This is a genomic window from Allobosea sp. Root483D1, assembly GCF_001429505.1.
In the GTDB taxonomy this organism is placed as follows: domain Bacteria; phylum Pseudomonadota; class Alphaproteobacteria; order Rhizobiales; family Beijerinckiaceae; genus Allobosea.
This window is the reverse complement of record NZ_LMJW01000020.1, coordinates 717,307-739,163: the sequence shown is the minus strand read 5'-3', so window position 1 is coordinate 739,163 and position 21,857 is coordinate 717,307. Positions and strand designations below refer to the sequence as shown.

The 21,857-nt window shown below is 66.6% G+C and carries 20 protein-coding genes; 13 read left to right on the top strand and 7 right to left on the bottom strand.

Annotation, left to right across the window (positions count from 1 at the left end):
- Nucleotides 1-94 precede the first annotated feature (94 nt).
- Nucleotides 95-1,000 carry a DMT family transporter gene (locus tag ASE66_RS22100; RefSeq protein WP_057191853.1) on the bottom strand — a complete coding sequence of 302 codons (906 nt, stop codon included), beginning with the start codon at nt 998-1,000 and terminating at the stop codon, nt 95-97.
- A gap of 187 nt (nt 1,001-1,187) precedes the next feature.
- Here ASE66_RS22100 and ASE66_RS22095 point away from each other — a divergent pair, with 187 nt between their 5' ends.
- The 4 genes from ASE66_RS22095 (at nt 1,188) to ASE66_RS22080 (ending at nt 5,994) form a co-directional block, all read left to right on the top strand.
- Entirely contained in the window at nt 1,188-2,756 is a 1,569-nt protein-coding gene (locus ASE66_RS22095; RefSeq protein WP_057191851.1) for a D-alanyl-D-alanine carboxypeptidase family protein, read from the top strand.
- A gap of 15 nt (nt 2,757-2,771) precedes the next feature.
- A complete protein-coding gene (locus ASE66_RS22090; RefSeq protein ID WP_057191849.1) occupies nt 2,772-3,689 on the top strand; it encodes a DMT family transporter in 918 nt (305 codons plus the stop codon).
- A gap of 6 nt (nt 3,690-3,695) precedes the next feature.
- A complete protein-coding gene (locus tag ASE66_RS22085; RefSeq protein WP_057191847.1) occupies nt 3,696-4,790 on the top strand; it encodes a CobW family GTP-binding protein in 1,095 nt (364 codons plus the stop codon).
- Between the two features lie 121 nt (nt 4,791-4,911).
- Nucleotides 4,912-5,994 carry a GNAT family N-acetyltransferase gene (locus ASE66_RS22080; protein ID WP_057191845.1) on the top strand — a complete coding sequence of 361 codons (1,083 nt, stop codon included), beginning with the start codon at nt 4,912-4,914 and terminating at the stop codon, nt 5,992-5,994.
- On the opposite strand, the gene ASE66_RS22075 is transcribed toward ASE66_RS22080, so the two are convergent.
- The 3 genes from ASE66_RS22075 to ASE66_RS22065 form a co-directional block, all read right to left on the bottom strand.
- On the bottom strand, nt 5,966-7,582 hold the full coding sequence (locus ASE66_RS22075; protein WP_057191843.1) for an acyl-CoA synthetase: 1,617 nt from the start codon (nt 7,580-7,582) through the stop codon (nt 5,966-5,968). The two genes, ASE66_RS22080 and ASE66_RS22075, sit on opposite strands and share 29 nt — an antisense overlap.
- A gap of 173 nt (nt 7,583-7,755) precedes the next feature.
- Nucleotides 7,756-8,820, bottom strand: coding sequence for an ABC transporter substrate-binding protein (locus tag ASE66_RS22070; RefSeq protein WP_164470446.1), 1,065 nt, complete (start codon nt 8,818-8,820; stop codon nt 7,756-7,758).
- A gap of 184 nt (nt 8,821-9,004) precedes the next feature.
- Complete coding sequence (locus ASE66_RS22065; protein WP_057191841.1) at nt 9,005-9,478, bottom strand: Lrp/AsnC ligand binding domain-containing protein; 474 nt, start codon at nt 9,476-9,478, stop codon at nt 9,005-9,007.
- A 113-nt stretch (nt 9,479-9,591) separates the two neighbouring features.
- Between ASE66_RS22065 and putA the strand changes: the two genes are divergently transcribed.
- Nucleotides 9,592-12,708, top strand: a complete 3,117-nt coding sequence (gene putA, locus ASE66_RS22060; protein ID WP_057191961.1) for a bifunctional proline dehydrogenase/L-glutamate gamma-semialdehyde dehydrogenase PutA — start codon at nt 9,592-9,594, stop codon at nt 12,706-12,708.
- Between the two features lie 4 nt (nt 12,709-12,712).
- On the opposite strand, the gene ASE66_RS22055 is transcribed toward putA, so the two are convergent.
- The 3 genes from ASE66_RS22055 to ASE66_RS22045 all read right to left on the bottom strand — a co-directional run bounded on the left by ASE66_RS22055 (nt 12,713) and on the right by ASE66_RS22045 (nt 14,396).
- Nucleotides 12,713-12,973, bottom strand: a complete 261-nt coding sequence (locus ASE66_RS22055) for a hypothetical protein (RefSeq protein ID WP_057191839.1) — start codon at nt 12,971-12,973, stop codon at nt 12,713-12,715.
- Nucleotides 12,974-13,010: 37 nt separating this feature from the next.
- Nucleotides 13,011-13,379 (bottom strand): hypothetical protein, encoded by a 369-nt coding sequence (locus ASE66_RS22050; protein WP_057191837.1) that lies wholly within the window; start codon nt 13,377-13,379, stop codon nt 13,011-13,013.
- A gap of 678 nt (nt 13,380-14,057) precedes the next feature.
- Nucleotides 14,058-14,396: an endonuclease domain-containing protein gene (locus tag ASE66_RS22045; RefSeq protein ID WP_057191835.1), complete on the bottom strand. Its 339-nt coding sequence runs from the start codon at nt 14,394-14,396 to the stop codon at nt 14,058-14,060.
- Nucleotides 14,397-15,029: 633 nt separating this feature from the next.
- On the opposite strand from ASE66_RS22045, the gene ASE66_RS32200 reads away from it, so the two are divergent.
- The 8 genes from ASE66_RS32200 (at nt 15,030) to ASE66_RS22015 (ending at nt 21,837) form a co-directional block, all read left to right on the top strand.
- Entirely contained in the window at nt 15,030-15,683 is a 654-nt protein-coding gene (locus ASE66_RS32200) for a hypothetical protein (RefSeq protein WP_156412265.1), read from the top strand.
- A 4-nt stretch (nt 15,684-15,687) separates the two neighbouring features.
- Nucleotides 15,688-16,542, top strand: a complete 855-nt coding sequence (locus tag ASE66_RS31505; RefSeq protein ID WP_082613636.1) for an HAD family hydrolase — start codon at nt 15,688-15,690, stop codon at nt 16,540-16,542.
- Between the two features lie 89 nt (nt 16,543-16,631).
- On the top strand, nt 16,632-17,810 hold the full coding sequence (locus ASE66_RS22040) for a phosphoserine transaminase (protein ID WP_057191834.1): 1,179 nt from the start codon (nt 16,632-16,634) through the stop codon (nt 17,808-17,810).
- Nucleotides 17,811-18,027: 217 nt separating this feature from the next.
- Nucleotides 18,028-19,617 (top strand): phosphoglycerate dehydrogenase, encoded by a 1,590-nt coding sequence (gene serA / locus ASE66_RS22035; protein WP_057191960.1) that lies wholly within the window; start codon nt 18,028-18,030, stop codon nt 19,615-19,617.
- 71 nt (nt 19,618-19,688) lie between these two features.
- Entirely contained in the window at nt 19,689-20,699 is a 1,011-nt protein-coding gene (gene bla / locus ASE66_RS22030) for a class A beta-lactamase (protein WP_057191832.1), read from the top strand.
- Between the two features lie 220 nt (nt 20,700-20,919).
- Entirely contained in the window at nt 20,920-21,129 is a 210-nt protein-coding gene (locus ASE66_RS22025; RefSeq protein WP_057191831.1) for a cold-shock protein, read from the top strand.
- A 151-nt stretch (nt 21,130-21,280) separates the two neighbouring features.
- Nucleotides 21,281-21,547, top strand: a complete 267-nt coding sequence (gene rpsU / locus ASE66_RS22020; RefSeq protein WP_057191829.1) for a 30S ribosomal protein S21 — start codon at nt 21,281-21,283, stop codon at nt 21,545-21,547.
- 23 nt (nt 21,548-21,570) lie between these two features.
- On the top strand, nt 21,571-21,837 hold the full coding sequence (locus tag ASE66_RS22015; protein WP_057191827.1) for a hypothetical protein: 267 nt from the start codon (nt 21,571-21,573) through the stop codon (nt 21,835-21,837).
- The last annotated feature ends 20 nt before the right edge of the window (nt 21,838-21,857 follow it).

The following is a 21,857-nucleotide window of genomic DNA, read 5'->3' as shown; positions in this document are numbered from 1 at the left end:
CGTGCGGCCACAAGCCGGCAAGCACGCATTCCTCCTGTGCGAGGAAAGGCCAATGATCGGGCGGCGAGTCAAGCGCTGGGCTCGCGGCCCTGCCCTACCCTACGGACAGGGCGAGCAGCGCGCCGACGCCGGCGACGATCATCGCCATGCCGAAAAGCTCGCGCCAACTCGTGCCTTCCGAGAAGATCCGGCGCGAGGCGATTTGCGCCAGCGGCACCTCGACCAGCGCCAGCGTGCGCACATTGGCGGCCGTCGTCAGCGAGAAGCCGAGGAACCAGCATTGCGATGCGGCGGCGCCGAGGAAGCCGGCGGTGAACGAGCGGCGCCAGTTGCGCAGGCTGAGAACCAATGCCTTGCGATTGGCGACGAGCATGTAAAGCGTCAGGATCAGGGTCTGCAGCGCCAGCCCGAGCGCGAGGATGGTGGTCGCCCGCATCAGGAAATGGCCTTCAGGCAGGGACTGGATCGCGCCGCGAAAGCCGATCGCCGACAGCGCGAAGGCGGTGCCAGCGCCGATCCCGAGCGCCGCCGGGCGCAGGCCCGCCGCGCTGAGCTTGTCTCCCGGCTTCCACGACATCAGCACCACGCCGGCGGTGGCGACGACGATCGCCGAGAACTTCGCCCAACCCAGCGCATCGCCGAGCAGCACCGTACCGAACAGCGCAACCTGCACAGGTTCGGTCTTGGTATAGGCGGTTGCCACCGCGAAGGAGCGCTCGCGCATCGCCGCCAGCATCAGCGCCGTGGCGAGGATCTGGGTCAGCGCGCCGAACACGGCAAAGCCGAAGGAACGCAGATCCGGCATCGGCGGCAGGCGGCCGCTGGCGAGGCAGACCAGGACGAGGAAGATGAGCGCGAAGGGCAGGCCGAACAGGAAGCGCACCTGCGTGGCCCCGACGACGCCGATCACCTCGGTCAGAGAGCGCTGGGTCAGATTGCGCGCTGTCTGCAGCAGCGAGGCGGCGAGCGTCACCGGTATCCACAGTAGGGTGAGACTCACGCGCAAGGATCCTGCAGAAAAAGCACCTCCGATGCTTTGGACCGGCACGCCGCGCTAGGCAAATCGCCGGATGAAGGGTAGGTATGCGTAATGAGCGAGGCTGGATTGTCGCCCGCCGTCTCGAAAATGCCTCAAGCGTCGCGTTGAAGCCGTCGACCCCCGCCAAGACAGGTTCAGACCCCAGCCGATGATCGCACCTCGCCTCGCCGCCGGCGCCATGCTCGCCTCGCTCCTCGCTGTCGCCTCGCCGGCCCAGGCCGGCACGAGCGTAGTGGTCGACGCCTCGAGCGGCGCCGTATTGTCGAGCGAGAACCCGACGCAAGCCTGGCATCCGGCCTCCACCACCAAGATGATGACGCTCTATCTCGCGCTCAAGGCCGTGCGCGAGGGCAAGCTCGGGCTCGAGACCGCAATCCCCGCCTCGAAGCGGGCCGCCAGCCAGCCGCGGGTCAAGGTCTACATCAAGGCCGGGCAGGAGATCACGCTCGACAACGCCATGCGCATCATGATGGTGAAGTCGGCCAACGACATCGCCTATGTCATCGCCGAGGGCGTCGGCGGCGATGTCGAGACCTTCGTCTCGATGATGAATGCCGAGGCCCAGCGGCTCGGCATGAACGACACCCGTTTCGTCAATCCGAACGGCTGGCACCACCCCGACCAGCAGAGCAGCGCCCGCGACCTCGCCGTGCTCGCCATGGCGCTGATGAGCGAGTTCGGCCGCTACTCGGACTACTGGAACACCGGCGCCGTCCAGCTCGGCAAGCAGGTGCTCAACAACACTAACGGGCTCGTCGGCCGCTATTACGGCATCACTGGCATGAAGACGGGTTTCGTCTGCGCCTCCGGCTTCAATGTCGTCACCACCGCGACGCGCAATGGCCGCACGCTGATCGCCGTCGTCCTCGGTGCCAGTTCCGGCGCGGAACGCACCGTCAAGGCAGCGCAACTACTCGATGACGGCTTCGGCAAATGGGGCGGTTTCGGCGGCAGCATCGCCAGCATGCCGTCCGGCAATGGCGGGCGCGCCTACAGCATCTGCGACAGCGTCCGCCGCGGCGGTCACGCGCTTGGCGACGATGCCGAGACCTCCGGGCCGATCAGCTTCATCTCGACGAATAGCGGCGTCGGCGGCAATGGCGAGGGCACCTCGGACCGCTTCGCCACGGCCGTGTCCCAGGCCGGCGCCTCCGGCGCGGTGCTGACGCGCTCGCCTTCCGGCCGCGTCACGCTCGGCCCGCGCGCCAAATTCGATCCGTACCCCGTCTCCTTCGGCCGCTCGCCGGGCTCGGCCTCGGCGCCGCTTGCCGCCAATGCCGTGGCAAAACCCGACACCCGGGTCGCGCGCGAGACGATCCAGCCCGGTGCGCCGGTCGCGGCCGGCCTCACCGCCGGCAACCGCACCTTATCGCGCAACGGCGCGATCCCGCCCTCATCCTCCGCCTTCGCGCCGGTCGCGCCGACGCAGGAGGAGACGCCCGCTGCCGCTGCCCTCGGCTCTGCCCCGATGCGCCTGCAGGGCGCGATCCAGCCCGGCGCCGCGACGCCTGCGAGCCTGCGCCCCGGCGCCGCCGCCGGCATCAAGGCGGCGAACAAGCCGGCCGCCAAGCCGCTGCTGACCAAGGCGAAGCAGGAGAAGGCTGCTGCGGCCAAGACCAAGCCGAGCCAGGCGCAGGCCAAGCCGCTCGTGAAGCCGCCGGCCCGGCCGGGCGCGAAGCCGGTCGCCAAGCCCGAAGCCAACAAGCCCGAAGCCTGATCCGACGGCGATAGCGTGTACGAGCGCGGCGCCTCCTCGGCCCAGCATGGTCTTGCACTGGCGCTCGCCTCCGCCGCCGCCTTCGGCACCAACATCGTCAGCGCCCAGCTCGCCGGTCATGCCGGGCTGAGCGGCCCGCTCATCGTCTTCTACCGCGTCTTCCTGATGCTGGCGCTCGTCGTCGGCGCAGCCATGATCTGGCGCGCCAGCCTTGCCGTGCCGCGCCATCGCTGGTCAGCGCTTGCCCTCTTCGGCATCAGCACGGCGCTCACCGCCTGCGCCTATCTCTCCTCGGTCGCCTTTCTGCCGATCACGGTGGCGGCCGTGGTCTTCTACACCTTCCCCATTCTGATCGTACTGACCGAGCCGCTCTTCACCCCAGCCCGCTTCAGCCTCGACCGCGTCGTGATCGCGCTCGTCGCCTTCGTCGGCGTCGCCATGGTGGTCGGACCGGACTGGCATGGGCTCGACCCGCGTGGCCTCGCGCTCGCGCTCGCCGCGAGCGTGCTGGCCGCGGTCCAGTTCTTCTCCGCGGCACGCTGCGGCGACACCGGGACCTTGCCGAAGCTGTTCTGGTCGCACGTTGTCATCCTGCCGGTGACGCTGGCTATCCTCGCCCTTACGGGCCTGTTCCAATCACCTTCGGCCCTGATGCTCGCGCCGATCGCGGTCGCAATCACGATCGGCGGCTATCTGATCGGCTTCCTGCTGCAGGTGCTGGCGCTCGCCCGGGTCGCGCCCGGCCCGGCGTCGCTGGCCTTCTGCGCCGAGCCGGTCTTCGCCGTCGCGATCGCTGCCGTCTTTCTCGGCGAGCGCGTCGGCTCGCTGCAATATGCCGGCGGCGCCCTTGTCGTCGCCGCGATCATCGCCAATGTAATATTGGAACAAAAGCGAGCCCGCCGATTGCCTGCGGTGGCCGCACCGGGAACCTGATACTCCATGTCCGAGCAGCCCGTCCGTCCCGAGCCGATCCCGCTGACCCTGCTGACCGGCTTCCTCGGCGCCGGCAAGACCACCCTGCTCAATCGGCTGCTCAAGGACCCGGCGCTCGCCGACACCGTGGTGCTGGTCAACGAGTTCGGCGAGATCGGCCTCGATCATCTCTTCATCGAGGGCAGCGAGGACGGCATGATCCTCCTCGCCTCGGGCTGCCTGTGCTGCACCATCCGCGACGACCTGATCGTCACGCTCGAGGACCTGCTGCGCCGGCTCGACAATGGCCGCATGGCGCCGTTCCGGCGGCTGGTGATCGAGACCACCGGCCTCGCCGATCCCGCGCCGATCCTCAACGTGCTGATCAACCACCCCTATCTAGCAATGCGCTACAAGCTCGACGGCGTCGTCACACTGGTTGACGCGGTCAACGGCATGGCGACGCTCGACGCTCACCCAGAGGCGCTCCGGCAGGTCGTCGCCGCCGACCGGCTCGTGCTGACCAAGGCCGACATCGCGAGCGATGCCGAAGCCGTCGGAGCCCTGCGCAAACGGCTCGGCGAACTCAATCCCGGCATCGCCATCCTCGCGCCCGACACACCGGCTGAGGCGATAGTCGGCGCGGGCCTCTACGACATTGCCGCGCGCCCGGACGAACTACGCCGCTGGCTCGCGGCCGAAACCCTGGAGGGTCACGATCACGGCCACCATCACGGCGGCCATGGCCATCATCATCACCACGACGTCAACCGCCACGACGCCAGCATCCGCGCCTTCACGCTGACCGCCGAGGCGCCGATCCGCGAGGCGACCTTCGACCTGTTCTGGACCCTGCTGCGCTCGACCCATGGCGCCAGGCTGCTGCGGCTGAAGGGGCTGGTCGCGCTCGCCGAGCATCCGAACGGGCCGCTGCTGGTCCACGCCGTCCAGCAGATCCTGCATCCGCCGGTGCTGCTGCCGGCCTGGCCCGATGCCGACCACCGCTCCCGCCTCGTGCTGATCGTCAAGGACCTGGAGGAGGAGACGGTCGCCCGGCTCTGGTCGGCCTTTCTCGGCCGGTCCGCCCCCGCCGAGGCACAAGTGCATCACCACCACGCCTGATTGGCTCCCACCGGCCCGCTTCTTGGTTCGTCCCGCGCAGACCCCTGCTCCGCTCCGCGCCCCTGTGCCGCTCCGGTACGAAAGCGCGCCGAAGCGGAGCGACCCGCGAAAGGGCTGCGCCATGCCGAACCTCGCCGCCTCCCCGGTTGCGCCGGCCGAGACGACGCTCAAGCAGAGCGCCGTCATGTCTGGCCCGGCCGGCCTCTCGATCGAACGCCGTCCGCTCGCCGCCTGCGCCGCCATCGAGGCCGAATGGCGCGATCTCGCCGGCCGCGCCATCGAGCCGAACCCGTTCTTCGAGCCCGACTTCGCCCTCCCCGCCGCTCAGCACCTTGTCGATTTCCGCGATGCGCCGGTACTGCTGCTCTGGGACGGCGCGGCCGCTTCGCGGCGCCTACTCGGCTTCGTTCCCGCCCGCCTCCGGCACAGGCTGCTCGGCCATGACGAACTGACCGGCTGGAGCAATCCCCGCCTCGGCATCGCCACGCCGCTGGTCGACGCTGATGAGGCCGGGCGCGTCATCGCCGCCCTGCTCCACGCCCCCGGCCGCTGGGGCCTCGCCAATACCCAGAACCTCCAGCTGCATCGCCTCGATCTCGACGGCCCGCTCCTGCGCAATGTCCTGCAGATGGCCAAGCACACCGGCCACGCAGCCGCGCTCGAGCCGCTGCCGGCGCCGCCAGCCATCGCGGGCGCACCCGACCTCACCGACCTGCGCCAAGGCCTGTCGCGTCAGGGCAAGCTCTCCTTCGCCGAATCCGGCTCGCGCCAGGAGCTGCGCGACATGGTCGAGCTTCATCTGGCGCTCGAAGCCTCAGGCTCGCGCGCCCGCGCCGGCGCCGCCGCGCTTCAGGACACCCGCGAGAGCGCCTTCCTGCGCAGCATGACCCGCAACCTGGCGCGCGCCCATCGTTGCCGGGTCGGCCTGCTGAGCCTCGACGACAAGCCGGTCGCCGGCGCGATCCTGATCGGCAAGGGCCAGCGCCTCTGGCTCTATTCGGGAGCCGAGGACGAGCGCTTCGCCAGCTTTGCGCCGCTGCCGCAGCTTCTCTCCTGGCTCGGCCGGCGCAGCCGCCGGCGCGAGATCGTCGGCGATATGCCCGCCACGGCGCCATTGCGGCTCGGCGACGTCCGGCTCACCGTCACGGCGGCGGCCACCCGCCGCGCGCCGCTCCTCAGCCGGCGTCGCGCAGCAGCCGCCTGATGATCTTGCCGGTGGTGGTCATCGGCAATTCCTGGCGGAACTCGATCTCACGCGGATATTCGTGCGCCGCCAACCGCTCGCGCACGAAGCCCTGGATCTCCGCGACCAGTTGCGGCGAGGCCTCGTAGCCCGCCTTCGGCACGATGAAGGCCTTGACGATCTCGGTCCGGAGCGCGTCGGGCTTGCCGACCACCGCCGCGAGCGCCACCGCCGGATGGCGCAGCAGGCAATCCTCGATCTCGCCTGGCCCGATCCGGTAACCGGACGAAGTGATCACGTCGTCGTCGCGGCCGACGAAGCGGACATAGCCGTCTGCATCCTGCGAGCCCTGGTCACCGGTCGTCATCCAGTCGCCGATGAACTTGGCCTCGGTCGCCTCGGGCTTGCGCCAATAATGCAGGAACATCACCGGGTCGGGCCGGCGCACTGCGATCTGGCCCTCCTCCTCCGGCTCGCACAGGCTGCCATCGGGCCGGATCACCGCGACCTCATGGCCCGGCACCGCCTTGCCGATGAAGCCCGGCTTGACCACCCCGATCGCGGCGCAGGAGGCGAGCACGAGATTGCATTCGGTCTGGCCGTAGAACTCGTTGATGGTGAGGCCGAGCTTCTCGCGTCCCCAGGCCAGCGTCTCGGCCCCGAGCGACTCGCCACCCGAAGCGACCGTGCGCAGCTTGAGGTCATAGCGTGCGCGGGGGTTCTCCACCGCCCGCAGCATGCGCAGCGCCGTCGGCGGGATAAAGCAGTTGCGCACGCCGAGATCGGCCATCAGCCGGAAGGCCTCGTCAGGGTCGAACTTCGCCGTCGGCCGGGCCACGATCGGCACGCCGTGATGCAGCGCCGGCAGCAGGTTGTTGAGCAGCCCGCCGGCCCAGGCCCAGTCGGCCGGCGTCCAGAGCAGGTCGCCCGGCTGCGGCAGGAATTCGTGGGGCATCTCGACGCCGGGCAGGTGGCCGAGCATCACCCGGTGGCCATGCAGCGCGCCCTTGGCATTGCCGGTGGTGCCGGAGGTGTAGATCATTAGCGCCGGATCGTCCGGCCCGCTGTCGACCGGCGCGAAATTCTCGTCCTCCGCTTCGAGCAGGCGCGCGAGCCCCTCGGCCTGTCCATCCGGCCCGTCAGCCGAGACCACCAGTTCGAGGTCGGGCAGCTTCTCTTCGATCTGGCCGAGCTTCGCGAGCCCGGCGGCGTTGGTCACCAGCGCCTTAGCCCCGCAATCGCGCAGGCGGTAGGACAGTGCGTCGGCGCCGAACAGCGCTGCCAGCGGCACCGCGATGGCGCCGAGTTTGTAGGCCGCCATGTGCGCGATCGGCACCAGCCGCCCCTGCGGCAGCAGGATCGCGACCCGGTCGCCCTCGCCGACGCCACGCCTGCGCAGCGCATTCGCCAGGCGGTTCGACTGCGCCCGCAACTCGCCATAGCTGACCGGCACCACCGACCAGTCAGGCTGGACTTCGAGGATCGCGACCTTGGTCGGATTTACCGACGCCCAGCGATCGCAGCAATCGACGCCGATATTGTAGCGCTCCGGAATCCGCCAGCGGAAGGCAGCGCGCAGGCGCTCATAATCTCGGATGTCGGGAAGCATGGGCAGGCCCCAAGAGCCATGGCCGATCAGGTTGTTTCAACCTGATCGGCCATGGCTCAAAAATGACGGATCGAGCACGCGACGATCAGCGCATGCTCTTGCGAAAAGCGGCGCACGATAGGCGAAGCCCGAAGCCGCTGTCACCATGGCCTAAAGTAAGCTGGCCGTGCGGTTCAGAACGCCCGCTCGGCCTCCGCCGGCAGGAAGCCCTCGGCGAAGGCGTTGCCGGCCTTCGCCTTGTCCTTGAAGGAGACGGTCAGTGCGATCTGGTCGAGCGCCTTCTGCCAGCGTGCCTTGTCGATGCCGCCAAAACCGTTCGCCTTGACGTTGGGCGTCATCACATAATGCGCGAGCGCCATCTTCAGGCGCTCCAGTTCGATCTCGGGACGGGCGCCCTCATTGCGCTGGATCACGCCGGCGATCGCCTTTTCCGGTTCGGCGACCACATCCCGGGCGCTGCGCGTGATCGCCCGCAGCAGGCCGCGCACCGCCTGCGGCTTCTCGGCAAGCAGCTTCGGCGAGACAATGACGGCGTTGCCATAGAGCTCGACGCCGTGATCGGCCATCAGCAGGGTGACGATGTCGTCGGCCGGCACGCCGCGCGCCTTCAGATTGATCAAGGAGGTGTGGGCGAAGCCGAAGATCGCGTCGAGCTCGCCGGACGCCAGCATCGGCTCGCGTACCGGGAAGCCGATGTTCTCGAGCTTGATCTTGCTGTCGTCGATGCCGTTGACCTTCTTGAACACCGGCCATTGCGCGAAGGCGCCGTCGGCGGCGGGCGCGCCGAGCTTTTTGCCCTCGAGACTCCGGGGATCGTTCGTGACGCCGCGGCTCTTGCGCCCGACGATCGCGAAGGGCGGGCGGTCATAGACCATCATCACCGCCTTGAGATCGACCGCGGGGTTCTCGTCGCGGAAGCGGATCAGCGAATTCACATCGCCGAAACCGGCATCGAAACCGCCGGTCGCGACCCGCGGAATCGCTTCGCGCGAGCCCGTGCCGGGCTCGATCGTGACGTCGAGCCCCTCTTCGCGGAAATAGCCCTTGTCCAGGGCGGTGAGGAACAACGCCGCCGGTCCCTCGAAGCGCCAATCCAGCGTGAAACGCAGCGGGATCGATGCGGCAGAGGCCGGCGCGGCACGCAGCCCCGCCCAGGCGGCGAGGCCGGATCCTGCAAGAAAACGCCCGAACCCGCGCCGGGAAATCGGCGCGCCGAGCAGGGGCATGACGACGGACATGGCAAACTCCGGAGCGACCACAGCCGATACGGATGGAAGCATCCCTTCGAAGGCGCTCGACGAGCACAAATCGAAGTTGCCTCGCAACCAAGACCTCCCTAGCCGGCAGGTCAAGCGCCAACAGGGCGAGATCGCGGCGAAATCGCGGAAATGGTTACGTTTTTCTGCGGCAGTGCCGCTTCGGTCACAGCGGCAGCGCCCCGTCGGTCTTGACCTCCTCCATCACCGCATAGGTCCGCGTCTCGCGCACCGCCGGCAGCGCCAGCAGTACCTCCCCGAGGAAACGACGATAGGCGCCCATATCGGCGACACGGGTCTTGACCAGATAGTCGAAGCCGCCGGCGACCATATGGCATTCCAGCACCTCCGGCGCCCGCTTCACCGCCGCGGCGAAGCGCTCGAAGGCGTCCGGCGTCGTCTTGTCGAGATAGACCTCGACGAAGACCAGGAGGTGCAGGCCCAGCTTCACCGGATCGAGCGTGGCGCGGTAGCCGGTGATGAAGCCTTCGCGCGCCAGCCGCTTCAGCCGTTCGCCCGTCGCGGTCGGCGACAGGCCGACCTTCTCCGCCAGCTCGACGCCGGCGGCACGACCGTCGTTCTGGAGCAGAGCGAGCAGGCGCCGGTCGGTCCGATCAAGAACCGGATTATTCTCTGCCATCTAAAAGTCCTACAGGATTAATCACGGCACACTCGCTGAAATCTCCATTGATATCCAGCTTGCTTGCGATGATTCTGCAGATCATCCCGCCGCCCAGACCCGGAGCCCTCTTCATGGCAGCCTTTGCCCCGCGACCTGCCGCCGACACTGCGCCCGTCTTCCACGCGCCCTATGCCGAGGACGACGCCGCGATCGCCGGTCGCCTGCTCTCCGGCGGCCGGCGCGAGCCTGCCGCCAAGGCGAGGATCGATGCCCGCGCCACCTCGCTGGTCGAGGCGATCCGCACCCGCAAGGTCGGCCTCGGCGGCATCGAGGAGTTGCTGCGCGAGTATTCGCTCTCGACCAAGGAAGGCCTCGCGCTGATGGTGCTGGCCGAGGCGCTGCTGCGCGTGCCCGACGCCGCCACCGCCGACCGGCTGATCGAGGACAAGCTCGGCCAGGGCGATTTCGCCCATCATGAATCCAAGTCCGACGCCTTCCTGATCTCGGCCTCGTCCTGGGCGCTCGGCATCACCGCCCGCATCATCCAGCCCGGCGAGACCCCGACCAGCATCATCGGCAGCCTCTCCAAGCGCCTCGGCGTGCCGGCCGTTCGCACCGCGACGCGCCAGGCGATGCGCGTCATGGGCAATCATTTCGTGCTCGGCCAGACGATCGAGGAGGCGCTGAAGCGCGCCCGTTCAGGCTCGGGCAAGCTCTACCGCTACTCCTTCGACATGCTCGGCGAAGGCGCCCGCACCCAGGCCGACGCCGACCGCTACTATGCCTCTTATGCCGACGCGATCGACGCCATCGGCCGCTCGGCCGGCAACGACAAGCTGCCGAACCGGCCCGGCATCTCGGTCAAGCTCTCGGCGCTGCATCCGCGCTACGAGGCGACCAATCGCGAGCGCGTGCTGGCCGAGCTGACGCCAAAGGTGATCGAGCTCGCCCGCCAGGCCAAGAAGTACGACCTCAACTTCACCGTCGACGCCGAGGAGGCCGACCGTCTCGAGCTCTCGCTCGACGTCATCGCCGCCGTGATGGCGGATGCCTCGCTCGCCGGCTGGGACGGTTTCGGCCTCGCCATCCAGGCCTATCAGAAGCGCGCCGCCGCGGTGATCGACCACATCGCCGCCCTCGCCGAGACCTATGACCGCCGGCTGATGGTCCGCCTGGTCAAGGGCGCCTATTGGGACACCGAGCTGAAGCGCGCCCAGGAGCGCGGCCTGCCCGATTATCCGGTCTTCACCCGCAAGGCGATGACCGACCTGAACTACGAAGCCTGCGCAAAGCAGCTCCTCGCCTTGCGCCCGCGCATCATCCCGCAGTTCGCCACGCATAACGCGCTGACCGTCGCAGCCGTCGCCGAGATGGCCGGCAACGCCGAGAACTTCGAGTTCCAGCGCCTGCACGGCATGGGCGAAGCGCTGTATGAGCGCCTGCTGCAGGAGGATTCCGGTTTCGCCTGCCGCACCTATGCGCCGGTCGGCGGCCACCAGGACCTGCTCGCCTATCTCGTCCGCCGCCTGCTCGAGAACGGCGCCAACTCCTCCTTCGTCTCGGTCTCCGGCGATCCGGACGTGCCGGTAGCCCAGCTATTGGTGCCGCCGGCCGACCTGATCGGCACGCCGAGCGCCGCGCGGCATCGCCGCATCCCGCTGCCGGCCGAGCTGTTCGGACCGTCCCGCCGCAACTCCGCCGGCGTCGAGCTCGGCGACGCGGAAAGCCTCGCGACCCTGCTCGCCGAGATCCACGCCGCTGCGCTGAAGCCCGTGCCCGACGCCGTGCCGCTGATCGACGGCAAGCCCGGCACCGGCACCACCCGCGACGTGCTCTCGCCGATCGACGGCAAGCCGGTCGGCCGCGTCACCGAGGGCGATGCCGCCAGCGCCGAGAAGGCGATGGCCGCCGCCAGGGCCGGCTTCCACACCTGGAACGCGACGCCCGCCCGCAACCGCGCCGCCAGCCTTCGCCAGGCCGCCGACCTGATGGAAGCGCGCCGCGGGCCGATCCTGGCGCTGCTCCAGTCCGAGGCTGGCAAGACGCTGGACGACGCCATCGCCGAGCTGCGCGAAGCCGTCGACTTCCTGCGCTATTACGCCGCCGAAGCCGAGGCCAAGTTCGCCGTGCCGACCGCACTGCCGGGCCCGACCGGCGAGGACAACCGCCTGATCCTGCGCGGCCGCGGCCCGTTTGTCTGCATCGCGCCCTGGAACTTCCCGCTCGCGATCTTCGTCGGCCAGGTCGCCGCTGCGCTGGTCGCCGGCAACAGCGTCGTCGCGAAGCCCGCGCCGCAGACCCCGCTGATCGCCGCGCTCGCCGTGCGCCTCCTCCATGAGGCCGGCATCCCCAAGTCCGCGCTGCATTTCGCTCCCGGCGACGGCAAGCTCGGCGCGGCCCTCGTCGCCCACAGGCACGTCGCCGGCGTCGCCTTCACCGGTTCGACCGCGACCGCCCGCGCCATCAATCGGGCGCTCGCCAACAAGGACGGCCCGATCGTCCCGCTGATCGCCGAGACCGGCGGCCTCAACGCCATGATCGTCGACGCCACCGCGCTGGCCGAGCAGGTCGCCGACGACGTCGTCCTTTCCGCCTTCCGCTCGGCCGGCCAGCGCTGCTCGGCGCTGCGCCTGCTCGTCGTGCAGGAGGACGTCGCCGACAAGATGGTCGAGATGATCGAGGGCGCCGCGAGCGAGCTCACGCTGGGCGACCCGCGTGAGATCGAGACCCATGTCGGCCCGGTGATCGACCAGGCCGCCAAGGAGCGCCTCGACGCCCACATCGCCGCGATGAGCGCGGCCGGCCGCGTGACCTACGCCGGCAAGACGCCGGCGCTGCCCGGCACCTTTGTCGCCCCGCACATCATCCGGCTCGACAAGGTCGCCGACCTCACCGCCGAGCATTTCGGCCCGGTCCTGCATGTCGTGCGCTGGAAGGCGGGCCAGCTCGACAAGGTTCTCGCCGAGATCGAGGCGACCGGCTACGGCCTGACCTTTGGCCTGCATTCGCGCATCGAGACGACGGTCGAGCTGGTCATCGACCGGCTCTCGACCGGCAATATCTATGTCAACCGCAACATGATCGGCGCGGTCGTCGGCGTGCAGCCCTTTGGCGGCCACGGCCTGTCGGGCACCGGCCCCAAGGCCGGCGGCCCGAACTATCTGCCCCGCTTCGCCACCGAGCAGACGGTGACGATCAACACCGCGGCGGCGGGCGGCAATGCGAGCCTGATCGCGATGGGAGAGTAGCTGCTCAGCTCGCCTTCGCCACCGCCTGCCGCAGCCGCGCGATCGCCTCGTCGGCGCCGGCCTTGACCTGGATGTCGTGAGAGCCGGAATCCTGCTCGATGCGGGCGATCAGGGCCTCGACGCTGAGCACCTCGCCGGCGGCAACGAGCTTCAGCACGGCATTCGACAGCACGTTCGGCCAGAAGGCGGCGCCGCCCTTGGCGAGGCCCTTGGCCTTGCGGCCCTCGAATTCCTTGGCGAGCTGTTCGGGAGTCTTCCTGGCCATGGTCTGTGTTTTCCGTGAATCGCGATTGAGGGCGAGCTTATAGCAGCCTGCCGGCAAAGCGCTCGCCCCGCATCCCCGGAACCGCCTCGATCTGCGCCTTGTGCGCGGCGATCTTCCGCTCCGCCTCGCACCACGCCGTGTCGGCGTCGGCACCTTGGCTGCGCAGGCGGATCGCCTCCTGGAAGGTCGCGCGCTCTTCCTCCGAGAGCGCGGTCGAGATGAACTCGCCGGCGCACTGGTCGCCATTCGGCCCGGTGCAGGCTTTTGCCCGCCGGCAGTCCTTGCGGCCGCACATGCGCCAGAGCTCCCAGATCGTCGCGATCTGGCGCAGCATGATCGGCCGCTCGCGCTGGAAGCGCTCGAATTCCTCTTTCGTCGCGCCGCGGTGGTCGGGATTGCGGGGCATCGGGGGCTCCTTTCGACACGCGCGTCATGCTCGGGCTTGACCCGAGCATGACGCATGAGGTTTCCCCGCCCGCAGGCTCATCCCGCGGGCGTTGTCGCAATCGAGGGGCAGCGGAGCGCCGCGAGGCGCGNCCACCCTCCGCACGCCCCGTGGCGCTCCGCCATCGGCGATTTTAAAGCTCCGGGCCGCGCTTCATTCGGACGTACCGCCGATCCCGCCCGCCGCCTTCGCCAGTCCCCTCATCGGGTGGTCGCGTCGGCATTCGGGCGGTGTGTCATCGGCGGGCCGTCCAGCTAGCGAGCTCCTCGCGCAGGGGCCGTAGTACCCCCAGGTCGGTTCCCGAAGCCTCCCGAGTCCGGGGTGCAAACCCGGCCGCAGGCGCCGCACCCACCCCGCCAAACGACATGCCTCCGGATGGCCGCCCCTCGGGGATGGATGTGCGGCATTATACGGGAGGTTGGGAGGGCGGGGATAAGTTGCCGGTCTATCCCTGTCGGGCGCCGGGAACCGCGACCCAACCTTCTCCCGGATGGGAGAAGGTGGCGCGGAGCGCCGGATGAGGGCCTGCCCTATCCGAGAGAAGTCGCAGCGGCTCCGTTNTTCAGATGATCAGCGGCGGGCCCTCACCCCTGCCCCTCTCCCATCCGGGAGAGGGGTTCTGCGTCGCGGTTCGCCCGCCTAATTCCGCAGCGCCGCCCTGATCGCCGCAACCACCGCATCGCGATCATCCAGCACCTGCCGATTGGCGAAGCGCAGCACGGTGAAGCCATGCCGCTCGATCTCTTGCGTCCGCGCCGCATCGTAGTCCCGCTCGTGATCATGCTGGACGCCATCGATCTCGACGATCAGCCGGCGTTCGATGCAGACGAAGTCGACCGTGTAGCCGAGCAGCGGCACCTGCCGCCGGAACCTGAGACCGTCGAGCCTGCGGTTGCGCAGCAGTTGCCACACGACCTCCTCGGCCGGCGTCGCGCGCCGGCGCAGCCTGCGGGCGAAGCTGCGCTGCTCGGTCGTCATCGGGTGAGGATGCATCGTCGGGCACCGGAACCGCAACCCTGCCTTCGCCCGGATGGGAGAAGGTGGCGCGGAGCGCCGGATGAGGGCCTGCCCTCACCGCAGAAGGCTGCAGCGGCTCCGTCNTTCAGATGATCAGCGGCGGGCCCTCACCCCTGCCCCTCTCCCATCCGGGAGAGGGGTTCTGCGCCGCGGCTCCCGAAGCCTCCCGGGAGCGAGGCGCAACCCTCGCCCGCAGGCGCCACCCGCCAAACGACATGCCTCCGGATGGCCGCCCCTCGGGGGTGGGATGCGGCGGATCATACGGGAGGTTGGGAGGGCGGGGATAAGTTTGCAGTTCATCCCCATCGAGCGTGGGAACCGCGACAGAACCCCTCTCCCGGATGGGAGAGGGGCAGGGGTGAGGGACCGCCGCTGATTACTGAAACGCAACGGTGCCGCTGCGTCCTCTGCGGTGAGGGCAGGCCCTCATCCCTGCCCTTCTCCCACACGGGAGAAGGGTTCCCCGCGGTTCACGCGCCTAAACCCGCTACGCCGTCCTGATTGCCGCCACCACCGCGTCGCGATCGTCGAGCACTTGCCGGTTGGCGAAGCGCAGCACGATGAAGCCGTACCGTACAAACGCGCGGTTGCAGCATGCGGGAATTTGACGAGAATGAAAGTCGTACGATTCTCTCTTGCTCTGAAGATGAGGCCGATATGCCCCACGACTCGAAAGAGCCTGATAGCGAAGGTAAATTTTCAGAGAACTTGATTGCTGTCTGGTCAAAGACGGTAGACACGCAAATGCATTTTAACGAGATGAGCGTTAAGTCTCGCCAACTTGGTCTAACGTTTGTCGCAGCCGCACTCGGCTTAGCTATTTTTCTTTTCTCTCGCCCAACAAGCGAAGCGAGATACGCCTTTGAAATCACTGTTCTTGGAAATCAAATAACGCTTCATGTTGCCGTTCTAATAATACTTGCGGCCGCAGCTTCCGTTTATGCTGTCAAATTACTTGATCTTGGCGTTTACCACATGATGCTCAGAGGTTCCGTTGCCTTTGGAGAAGATTTGGAGGAAGTTCATTTAAGAAAACTTTTTGGCCTAAATAAAGGAATGACGCAGGCAATATCACATTTTAGCCGAAACTCAGACGCGAAAGTAACTCTGGAAAATGGTCAATACCGCTACAATGGGAGCAATAAAAAGAATGCAGGTCAAAAAATTAACAGGTTTTATTGGGTTGTGATATCGTCATTAATTGCTTCAGCAATATTTCTATTTGTTGTTGGAAATAAATTCCTATAGCACGATGAGTAAATTTTCCCTTGTCGTCTGCGACTTAGACAACACCATTTACGATTGGTATTCGGCTTTCCTGCCGGCTTTTTATGAGATGTCCCGCATTGCCGCGGAAATTCTAAACTGCGATCTTGACACTCTATTGGAGCAGCTCCGTCAAGTTCATATACGCCATGCGGACGTCGAGCATCCATTCAGCCTATTAGAAACCAAAATTGTTCAAGAGCGCGCCGAACTCGAAGGGCAAGATACGATTCTTACTTTATTAGACGAAGCTTTCCATGCATTTAATCGTATTCGAAAAGCAAATCTAAAGCCATTTCCGGGCTCTATTGAGGCGCTTAGATATCTATCCGATTCTGATATTAAAATAATTGCGTATACCGACAGTAAATTTTTTGCTGCAGCGGGGCGCGTAGAACGACTCAACATCGGCGAAATATTTAGCAAGATATACTGCCGTGAGAAGGGAGTAAGTATTATTCCATCAAATTACGCAGGTACAAAAAAATACAAAATTGCCTCGAAGATATTTGAGATACCATCGCACGAGATGAAGCCAAATCCAAAGATTTTACTCGAAATTGCGTCCGTCGAAAATGTAAATATCGATAAGGTTATATATGTAGGAGACAGCATATCTAAAGATATTTTGATGGCCAAGAGGGCCGGGTGCTTTGCGGTATGGGCGAAATATGGAACACACACGGATAGAGAGATGTACGAAAAGCTGGTAAGGATTTCACATTGGACTCAATCAGATATAGATCGTGAGAAGAACTACGCAGTTGAAGCTAAAACTGTTGTTCCCGATTTTGTCTGTGAGCGCTCGCTCGACGAGATTAAAGGGATATTCCTGCGCTAGCTTGACTCCCCTCCCCCTCCCATCCTACGCCCATCGACGGGACACGCCGCCCCAACGCGGCGCGCCCATCTGTAAGGATGGAGACATCGATGGCGAATACGATTCCGGCAGCGCGCCCGCGCGTGCCGCATTTCTCGTCCGGCCCCTGCGCCAAGCGCCCCGGCTGGACCCTCAAGGCCCTTGGTGACGCAGCGCTCGGCCGCTCGCACCGCGCCAAGGTCGGCAAGGACAAGCTCAAGCTCGCGATCGACCTGACCCGCGAGGTGCTGCAGGTTCCCGCCGATTACCGCATCGGCATCGTGCCGGCCTCCGACACCGGCGCCGTCGAGATGGCGATGTGGTCGCTCTTAGGCGCCCGCGGCGTCGACATGGTCGCCTGGGAAAGCTTTGGCGAGGGTTGGGTCACCGACGTCGCCAAGCAGCTCAAGCTGGCGGATGTGCGCACCTTCACCGCCCCCTATGGCGAGCTGCCGAACCTGAAGAAGGTCGACACCAGGAATCGCGACGTCGTCTTCACCTGGAACGGCACGACTTCGGGCGTGCGCGTCGTCGACGCGAGCTGGATCGCCGATGACCGCGAGGGGCTGACGATCTGCGACGCGACCTCGGCCGCCTTCGCCCAGAAGCTCGACTGGCCAAAGCTCGATGTCGTCACCTTCTCCTGGCAGAAGGTGCTCGGCGGCGAGGCCGCGCATGGCATGATCGTGCTCTCGCCCCGCGCGGTCGAGCGGCTCCTGACCTACAAGCCGGCCTGGCCGCTGCCAAAAATCTTCCGCATGACCTCGGGCGGCAAGCTCTCCGAAGGCATCTTCGCCGGCGAGACGATCAACACGCCGTCCATGCTCGCGGTCGAGGATTATCTCGATGCGCTCGCCTGGGCCAAGAAGGTCGGCGGCCTCGACGGGCTGGTGAAGCGCGCCGACGGCAATGCCCGCGTCATCGCCAAGTTCGTGCGCGAGAACGACTGGATCGACTTCCTCGCGGTCAAGCCGAAGACGCGCTCGAACACCTCGGTCTGCCTCAGGTTCACCGACCCGGCGGTGACGGCGCTGCCGGCCGACGCGCAGGCGGCCTTCGCCAAGCAGGTGGTCGGTATCATCGAGAAGGCCGGTGCCGGCTACGATCTCGGCCATTACCGCGACGCCCCTCCCGGCCTGCGCATCTGGTGCGGCGCGACCGTGCAGTCGCGCGACGTGAAGGCGCTGCTGCCGTGGATCGCATACGCCTTCAACGAGGCGAAGGCTTCGCTGGGCAAGAAGGCGGCCTGAGGCTTGCCGTCATGGTCGGGCTTGACCCGACCATCTCTTTTTCGAATGAGGCGCAGTCGTCCCGGACAAGCCGCGTGAGCGGCGCCGATCCGGGACCCATTCCGGAACCGTTCCGGAATGGGTCCCGGGTCTCCCTCCGGTCGCCCGGAACGACCCGCGCTTTTCATTGAACCCTATGCGCGCGACCGCCTCGCGGCGCGCTGCCGGAGCCATCCCGATGACCAAACCCCGCGTCCTGATTTCCGACGCTCTCTCCCCCGCCGCCGTGCAGATCTTTCGGGATCGCGGCATCGACGTGACCTTCGATCCGAACCTCGGCAAGGACAAGGACAAGCTCGCCGCTGTGATCGGCGACTATGACGGCCTCGCCATCCGCTCGGCCACCAAGGTCACCGCCAAGCTGCTGGAGGCCGCCAAGAACCTGAAGGTGATCGGCCGCGCCGGCATCGGCGTCGACAATGTCGAGATCCCGGCCGCGACCAGCCGCGGCGTGATCGTGATGAACACGCCTTTCGGCAACTCGATCACCACCGCCGAGCATGCCATCGCCATGATGTTCGCGCTCGCCCGGCAGATCCCTTCTGCAGATCTCTCTACCCAAGCGGGAAAATGGGAGAAGAACCGCTTCATGGGCGTCGAGATCACGGCCAAGACGCTCGGCCTGATCGGTTGCGGCAATATCGGATCGATCGTCGCCGAGCGCGGCATCGGCCTGAAGATGCGCGTCATCGCCTTCGACCCCTATCTCTCGCCGGAGCGGGCGGTGCAGCTCGGCGTCGAAAAGGTCGAGCTCGACGAGCTTTTGAAGCGCGCCGACTTCATCACGCTGCATGTGCCGATGACGGCGATGACCAAGAACATCCTCTCGGCCGAGAACCTCGCCAAGACGAAGAAGGGCGTGCGCATCATCAACTGCGCCCGCGGCGGGCTGGTCGATGAGACGGCGCTGGCGGGGCTGATCAAGTCCGGCCATGTCGCCGGCGCCGCCTTCGACGTGTTCTCGCAGGAGCCGGCGGAGTCGAACCCGCTGTTCGGCCTCGACAACGTCGTCTGCACCCCGCATCTCGGCGCCTCGACCAATGAGGCGCAGGAGAACGTCGCGCTGCAGGTCGCCGAGCAGATGAGCGACTACCTGCTCAAGGGCGCGATCACCAATGCGGTGAACTTCCCGTCGATCTCGGCGGAAGAGGCGCCGCGGATCAAGCCCTTCGTCGATCTCGCCGAGAAGCTCGGCTCCTTCCTCGGCCAGCTGACGGAGGCGCCGGTCAAGGGCATCCGCATCGAGTACGAGGGCGCGGTCGCGGCGCTCAATCTCAAGGCGATCTCGGCGGCGGCGATCACCGGCGTGCTGCGGCCGTTCCTGCCCGAGATTAACATGGTCAACTCGGCCATGGTGGCGAAGGAGAAGGGCATCGTCGTCGAGGAGCTGACCCGCGAGGTCGCCGGCAATCTCGAAAGCGTCATCCGCATCGTCGTCGAGGCCGAGGACATGCCGCGCCATGCCTCGGGCACGGTCTTCCATGACGGCAAGCCGCGCATCGTCGAGATCCGCGACATCGCCATCGACGCCGATTTCGCGCCGCACATGCTCTATGTCCGCAATGCCGACAAGCCGGGCTTCATCGGCGCTTTCGGCTCGCTGCTCGGCGCCGCCGGCGTCAATGTCGCGACCTTCAATCTCGGCCGCGACAAGCCGGGCGGCGACGCGATCTGCTATGTCGCCGTCGACGAGGCGATCTCGGACGAACTGCTCGCCAAGATCCACGAGATCCCGATGGTGAAGCGGGCGCGCAGGCTGAAGTTCTGAAGGCCGCCCGCATCGCGCCCAAACGGCGCCGCAATCACCCTCCCCTGTGGCGCCACCACAGGGGATTTTTCATGCCGACCCGCCGCGCCTTCGCTTACGCCTGCTCCGCTGCTCTTGTCGTCCTCGCCGCCTCGCCCGCCTTCGCCGACTGGGACAAGGCCAGGCTCGACAGCGGCATCAAGGCGATCGAGCAGAGTACGAAGGGTCGCCTCGGCGTCGGACTGATCGACCTCAAGGATCGCAAGAGCTGGTCGCATCGCGGGGCTGAGCCCTTCCCGCTGCAGAGCGTGTTCAAGCTGCCGCTCGCGATCGGCGTGCTGCAGGCGGTCGAGGCCGGCAAATTCAAGCTCGACCAGAAGATCACCGTCACCCGCAACGATCTCTCGCTCTATCACAGCCCGCTCGCCAAGGCCTTCAAGGGCGAGCGCAACGACTATCCGCTGCGCGAGCTTCTGGCCCGCTCGACCGGCGAGAGCGACAACACCGCCGCCGACCTCCTGCTGCGACTGATCGGCGGGCCGCAGGCGCTGACCGCGATACTGAAGGATGGCGGCGTCACCGGCATCTCGGTCGATCGCTATGAGCGCGTCTTCCAGCCCGAGATCCTCGGCCTGCCCGGCTATGGCTGGGACCAGGCGATCGACACGGCCAAATTCTACAAGGCGATCCAGGCCATTCCCGCGGCCGAGCGCAAGAAGCGCCTCGCGGCGACGCTGACCGACAAGCGCGACGCCGCTTCGCCCGAGGCCTCGATCGCCTTCCTGGAAGGCCTCGCCAAGGGCACCTGGCTGCGCGATCCCGCAAACGCCGCGCTGCTCGACAAGATCATGCTGGAGGCCAAGACCGGGCCGAACCGGATCAAGGCCGGCCTGCCGGCCGGGGCGCGGTTCGCCCACAAGACGGGCCTGGGACCGAGCGCCGACGGGCTCAACCACGCCACCAACGATATCGGCATCGTCACCCTGCCGGACGGGCGCCGCTTCGCCGTCGCGGTCTACCTCGCCGGCGCGCAGGTCGGCGAAAAGGAGCGCGAGGCGGCCCATGCCGCGGTGGCGCGTTTGGCGGTCGAGAGCCTGCGCTAGATTGCCTGTCTGGCGGCGTTTCGTCAGAGGCCGCCGCCGGCACACGGTAAAGTTGCGTTGACAAATGAGGGGCAAGCCCCCATTTGTAGCGCTCGATCTAGGCCGAACGAATTGGCCCCGCGCGACTTTTGCGCACCGCTGACGACCTTCCTGCTCAAATCGAAAACATGCGTGGCATGCGGCTGCGTGTGAATTACCACCCGCAAGAAGGAATACGACTATGGCCAGTGGCACAGTGAAATGGTTCAACGGCACCAAGGGTTTCGGCTTCATCCAGCCGGATGATGGCGGCCAGGACGTGTTCGTCCACATCAGCGCCGTCGAGCGCGCCGGCATGCGCGATCTGCGCGACGGTCAGAAGATCTCGTACGAGCTCGTCCAGGACAAGCGCTCGGGCAAGATGTCGGCCGACAACCTCCGCGCCGAGTGAGCTGATACGCTATCCGGCATAAGAGATCAGGGGCAGGCGACCGTGGATGTACCGGCGCCAGACCCGCTCCGCGCAGGATAGCTGAGGAAGGGTCGGGATCACCCGACCCTTTTTTGTTTCCAAGAGAAGTCGACACAAGAGGTAAGTCCGAATGCAGGTTCTCGTCCGCGACAACAATGTCGATCAGGCGCTGCGCGTTCTGAAGAAGAAGATGCAGCGCGAAGGCGTGTTTCGCGAGATGAAGCGGCGCTCGGCCTATGAGAAGCCCTCTGAGAAGCGCGTCCGCGAGAAGGCCGACGCCATCCGCCGCGCCCGCAAGCTTGCTCGCAAGCAGGCGCAGCGCGAGGGCCTGCTCCCCGCTCCCAAGCCGAAGCCGCGTCCGGTCCGGCCGCCGCGCCCGACAGCAGTCGCTTCCTGACCCAGACCAGAGGAGCTGCAGCCATGGCAACCAAGGGGCTCACGGCCGAGCAAGCCAAGCTGCGTGCGGAGCGCAACTTCGCCAAGGGCGAGCAGCGTCGCCAGGAAGCGGAGAGTGCGCTCGAAGCCGTGCGCACCGAGCAGCAGGCTGTCGCCGAAAAGACAGCCAGGTTGCGGGCACTACGGCTCGCCAAGGAGGCGGCGGACGCTGAGGCCGCCGCCACGGCCGCGAAGAACGCACCAGTCAAGGTGCCCAAGGTTCGTCGCGCCAAAGTAGCCGCAGCCAAGTAGCGCCCCCTAGATCAGCGCGC

Coding starts and splice junctions, on each gene's coding strand:
- ASE66_RS22080 (WP_057191845.1), top strand. CDS start 4,912: ATGCCGAACCTCGCCGCCTCCCCGGTTGCGCCGGCCGAGACGACGCTC.
- ASE66_RS22065 (WP_057191841.1), bottom strand. CDS start 9,478: ATGGCAGAGAATAATCCGGTTCTTGATCGGACCGACCGGCGCCTGCTC.
- ASE66_RS32200 (WP_156412265.1), top strand. CDS start 15,030: ATGCGGGAATTTGACGAGAATGAAAGTCGTACGATTCTCTCTTGCTCT.
- rpsU (WP_057191829.1), top strand. CDS start 21,281: ATGCAGGTTCTCGTCCGCGACAACAATGTCGATCAGGCGCTGCGCGTT.
- ASE66_RS22025 (WP_057191831.1), top strand. CDS start 20,920: ATGGCCAGTGGCACAGTGAAATGGTTCAACGGCACCAAGGGTTTCGGC.
- bla (WP_057191832.1), top strand. CDS start 19,689: ATGCCGACCCGCCGCGCCTTCGCTTACGCCTGCTCCGCTGCTCTTGTC.
- ASE66_RS22075 (WP_057191843.1), bottom strand. CDS start 7,582: ATGCTTCCCGACATCCGAGATTATGAGCGCCTGCGCGCTGCCTTCCGC.
- ASE66_RS22050 (WP_057191837.1), bottom strand. CDS start 13,379: ATGCCCCGCAATCCCGACCACCGCGGCGCGACGAAAGAGGAATTCGAG.
- serA (WP_057191960.1), top strand. CDS start 18,028: ATGACCAAACCCCGCGTCCTGATTTCCGACGCTCTCTCCCCCGCCGCC.
- ASE66_RS22015 (WP_057191827.1), top strand. CDS start 21,571: ATGGCAACCAAGGGGCTCACGGCCGAGCAAGCCAAGCTGCGTGCGGAG.
- ASE66_RS22055 (WP_057191839.1), bottom strand. CDS start 12,973: ATGGCCAGGAAGACTCCCGAACAGCTCGCCAAGGAATTCGAGGGCCGC.
- ASE66_RS22045 (WP_057191835.1), bottom strand. CDS start 14,396: ATGACGACCGAGCAGCGCAGCTTCGCCCGCAGGCTGCGCCGGCGCGCG.
- putA (WP_057191961.1), top strand. CDS start 9,592: ATGGCAGCCTTTGCCCCGCGACCTGCCGCCGACACTGCGCCCGTCTTC.
- ASE66_RS22095 (WP_057191851.1), top strand. CDS start 1,188: ATGATCGCACCTCGCCTCGCCGCCGGCGCCATGCTCGCCTCGCTCCTC.
- ASE66_RS31505 (WP_082613636.1), top strand. CDS start 15,688: ATGAGTAAATTTTCCCTTGTCGTCTGCGACTTAGACAACACCATTTAC.
- ASE66_RS22040 (WP_057191834.1), top strand. CDS start 16,632: ATGGCGAATACGATTCCGGCAGCGCGCCCGCGCGTGCCGCATTTCTCG.
- ASE66_RS22085 (WP_057191847.1), top strand. CDS start 3,696: ATGTCCGAGCAGCCCGTCCGTCCCGAGCCGATCCCGCTGACCCTGCTG.
- ASE66_RS22070 (WP_164470446.1), bottom strand. CDS start 8,820: ATGTCCGTCGTCATGCCCCTGCTCGGCGCGCCGATTTCCCGGCGCGGG.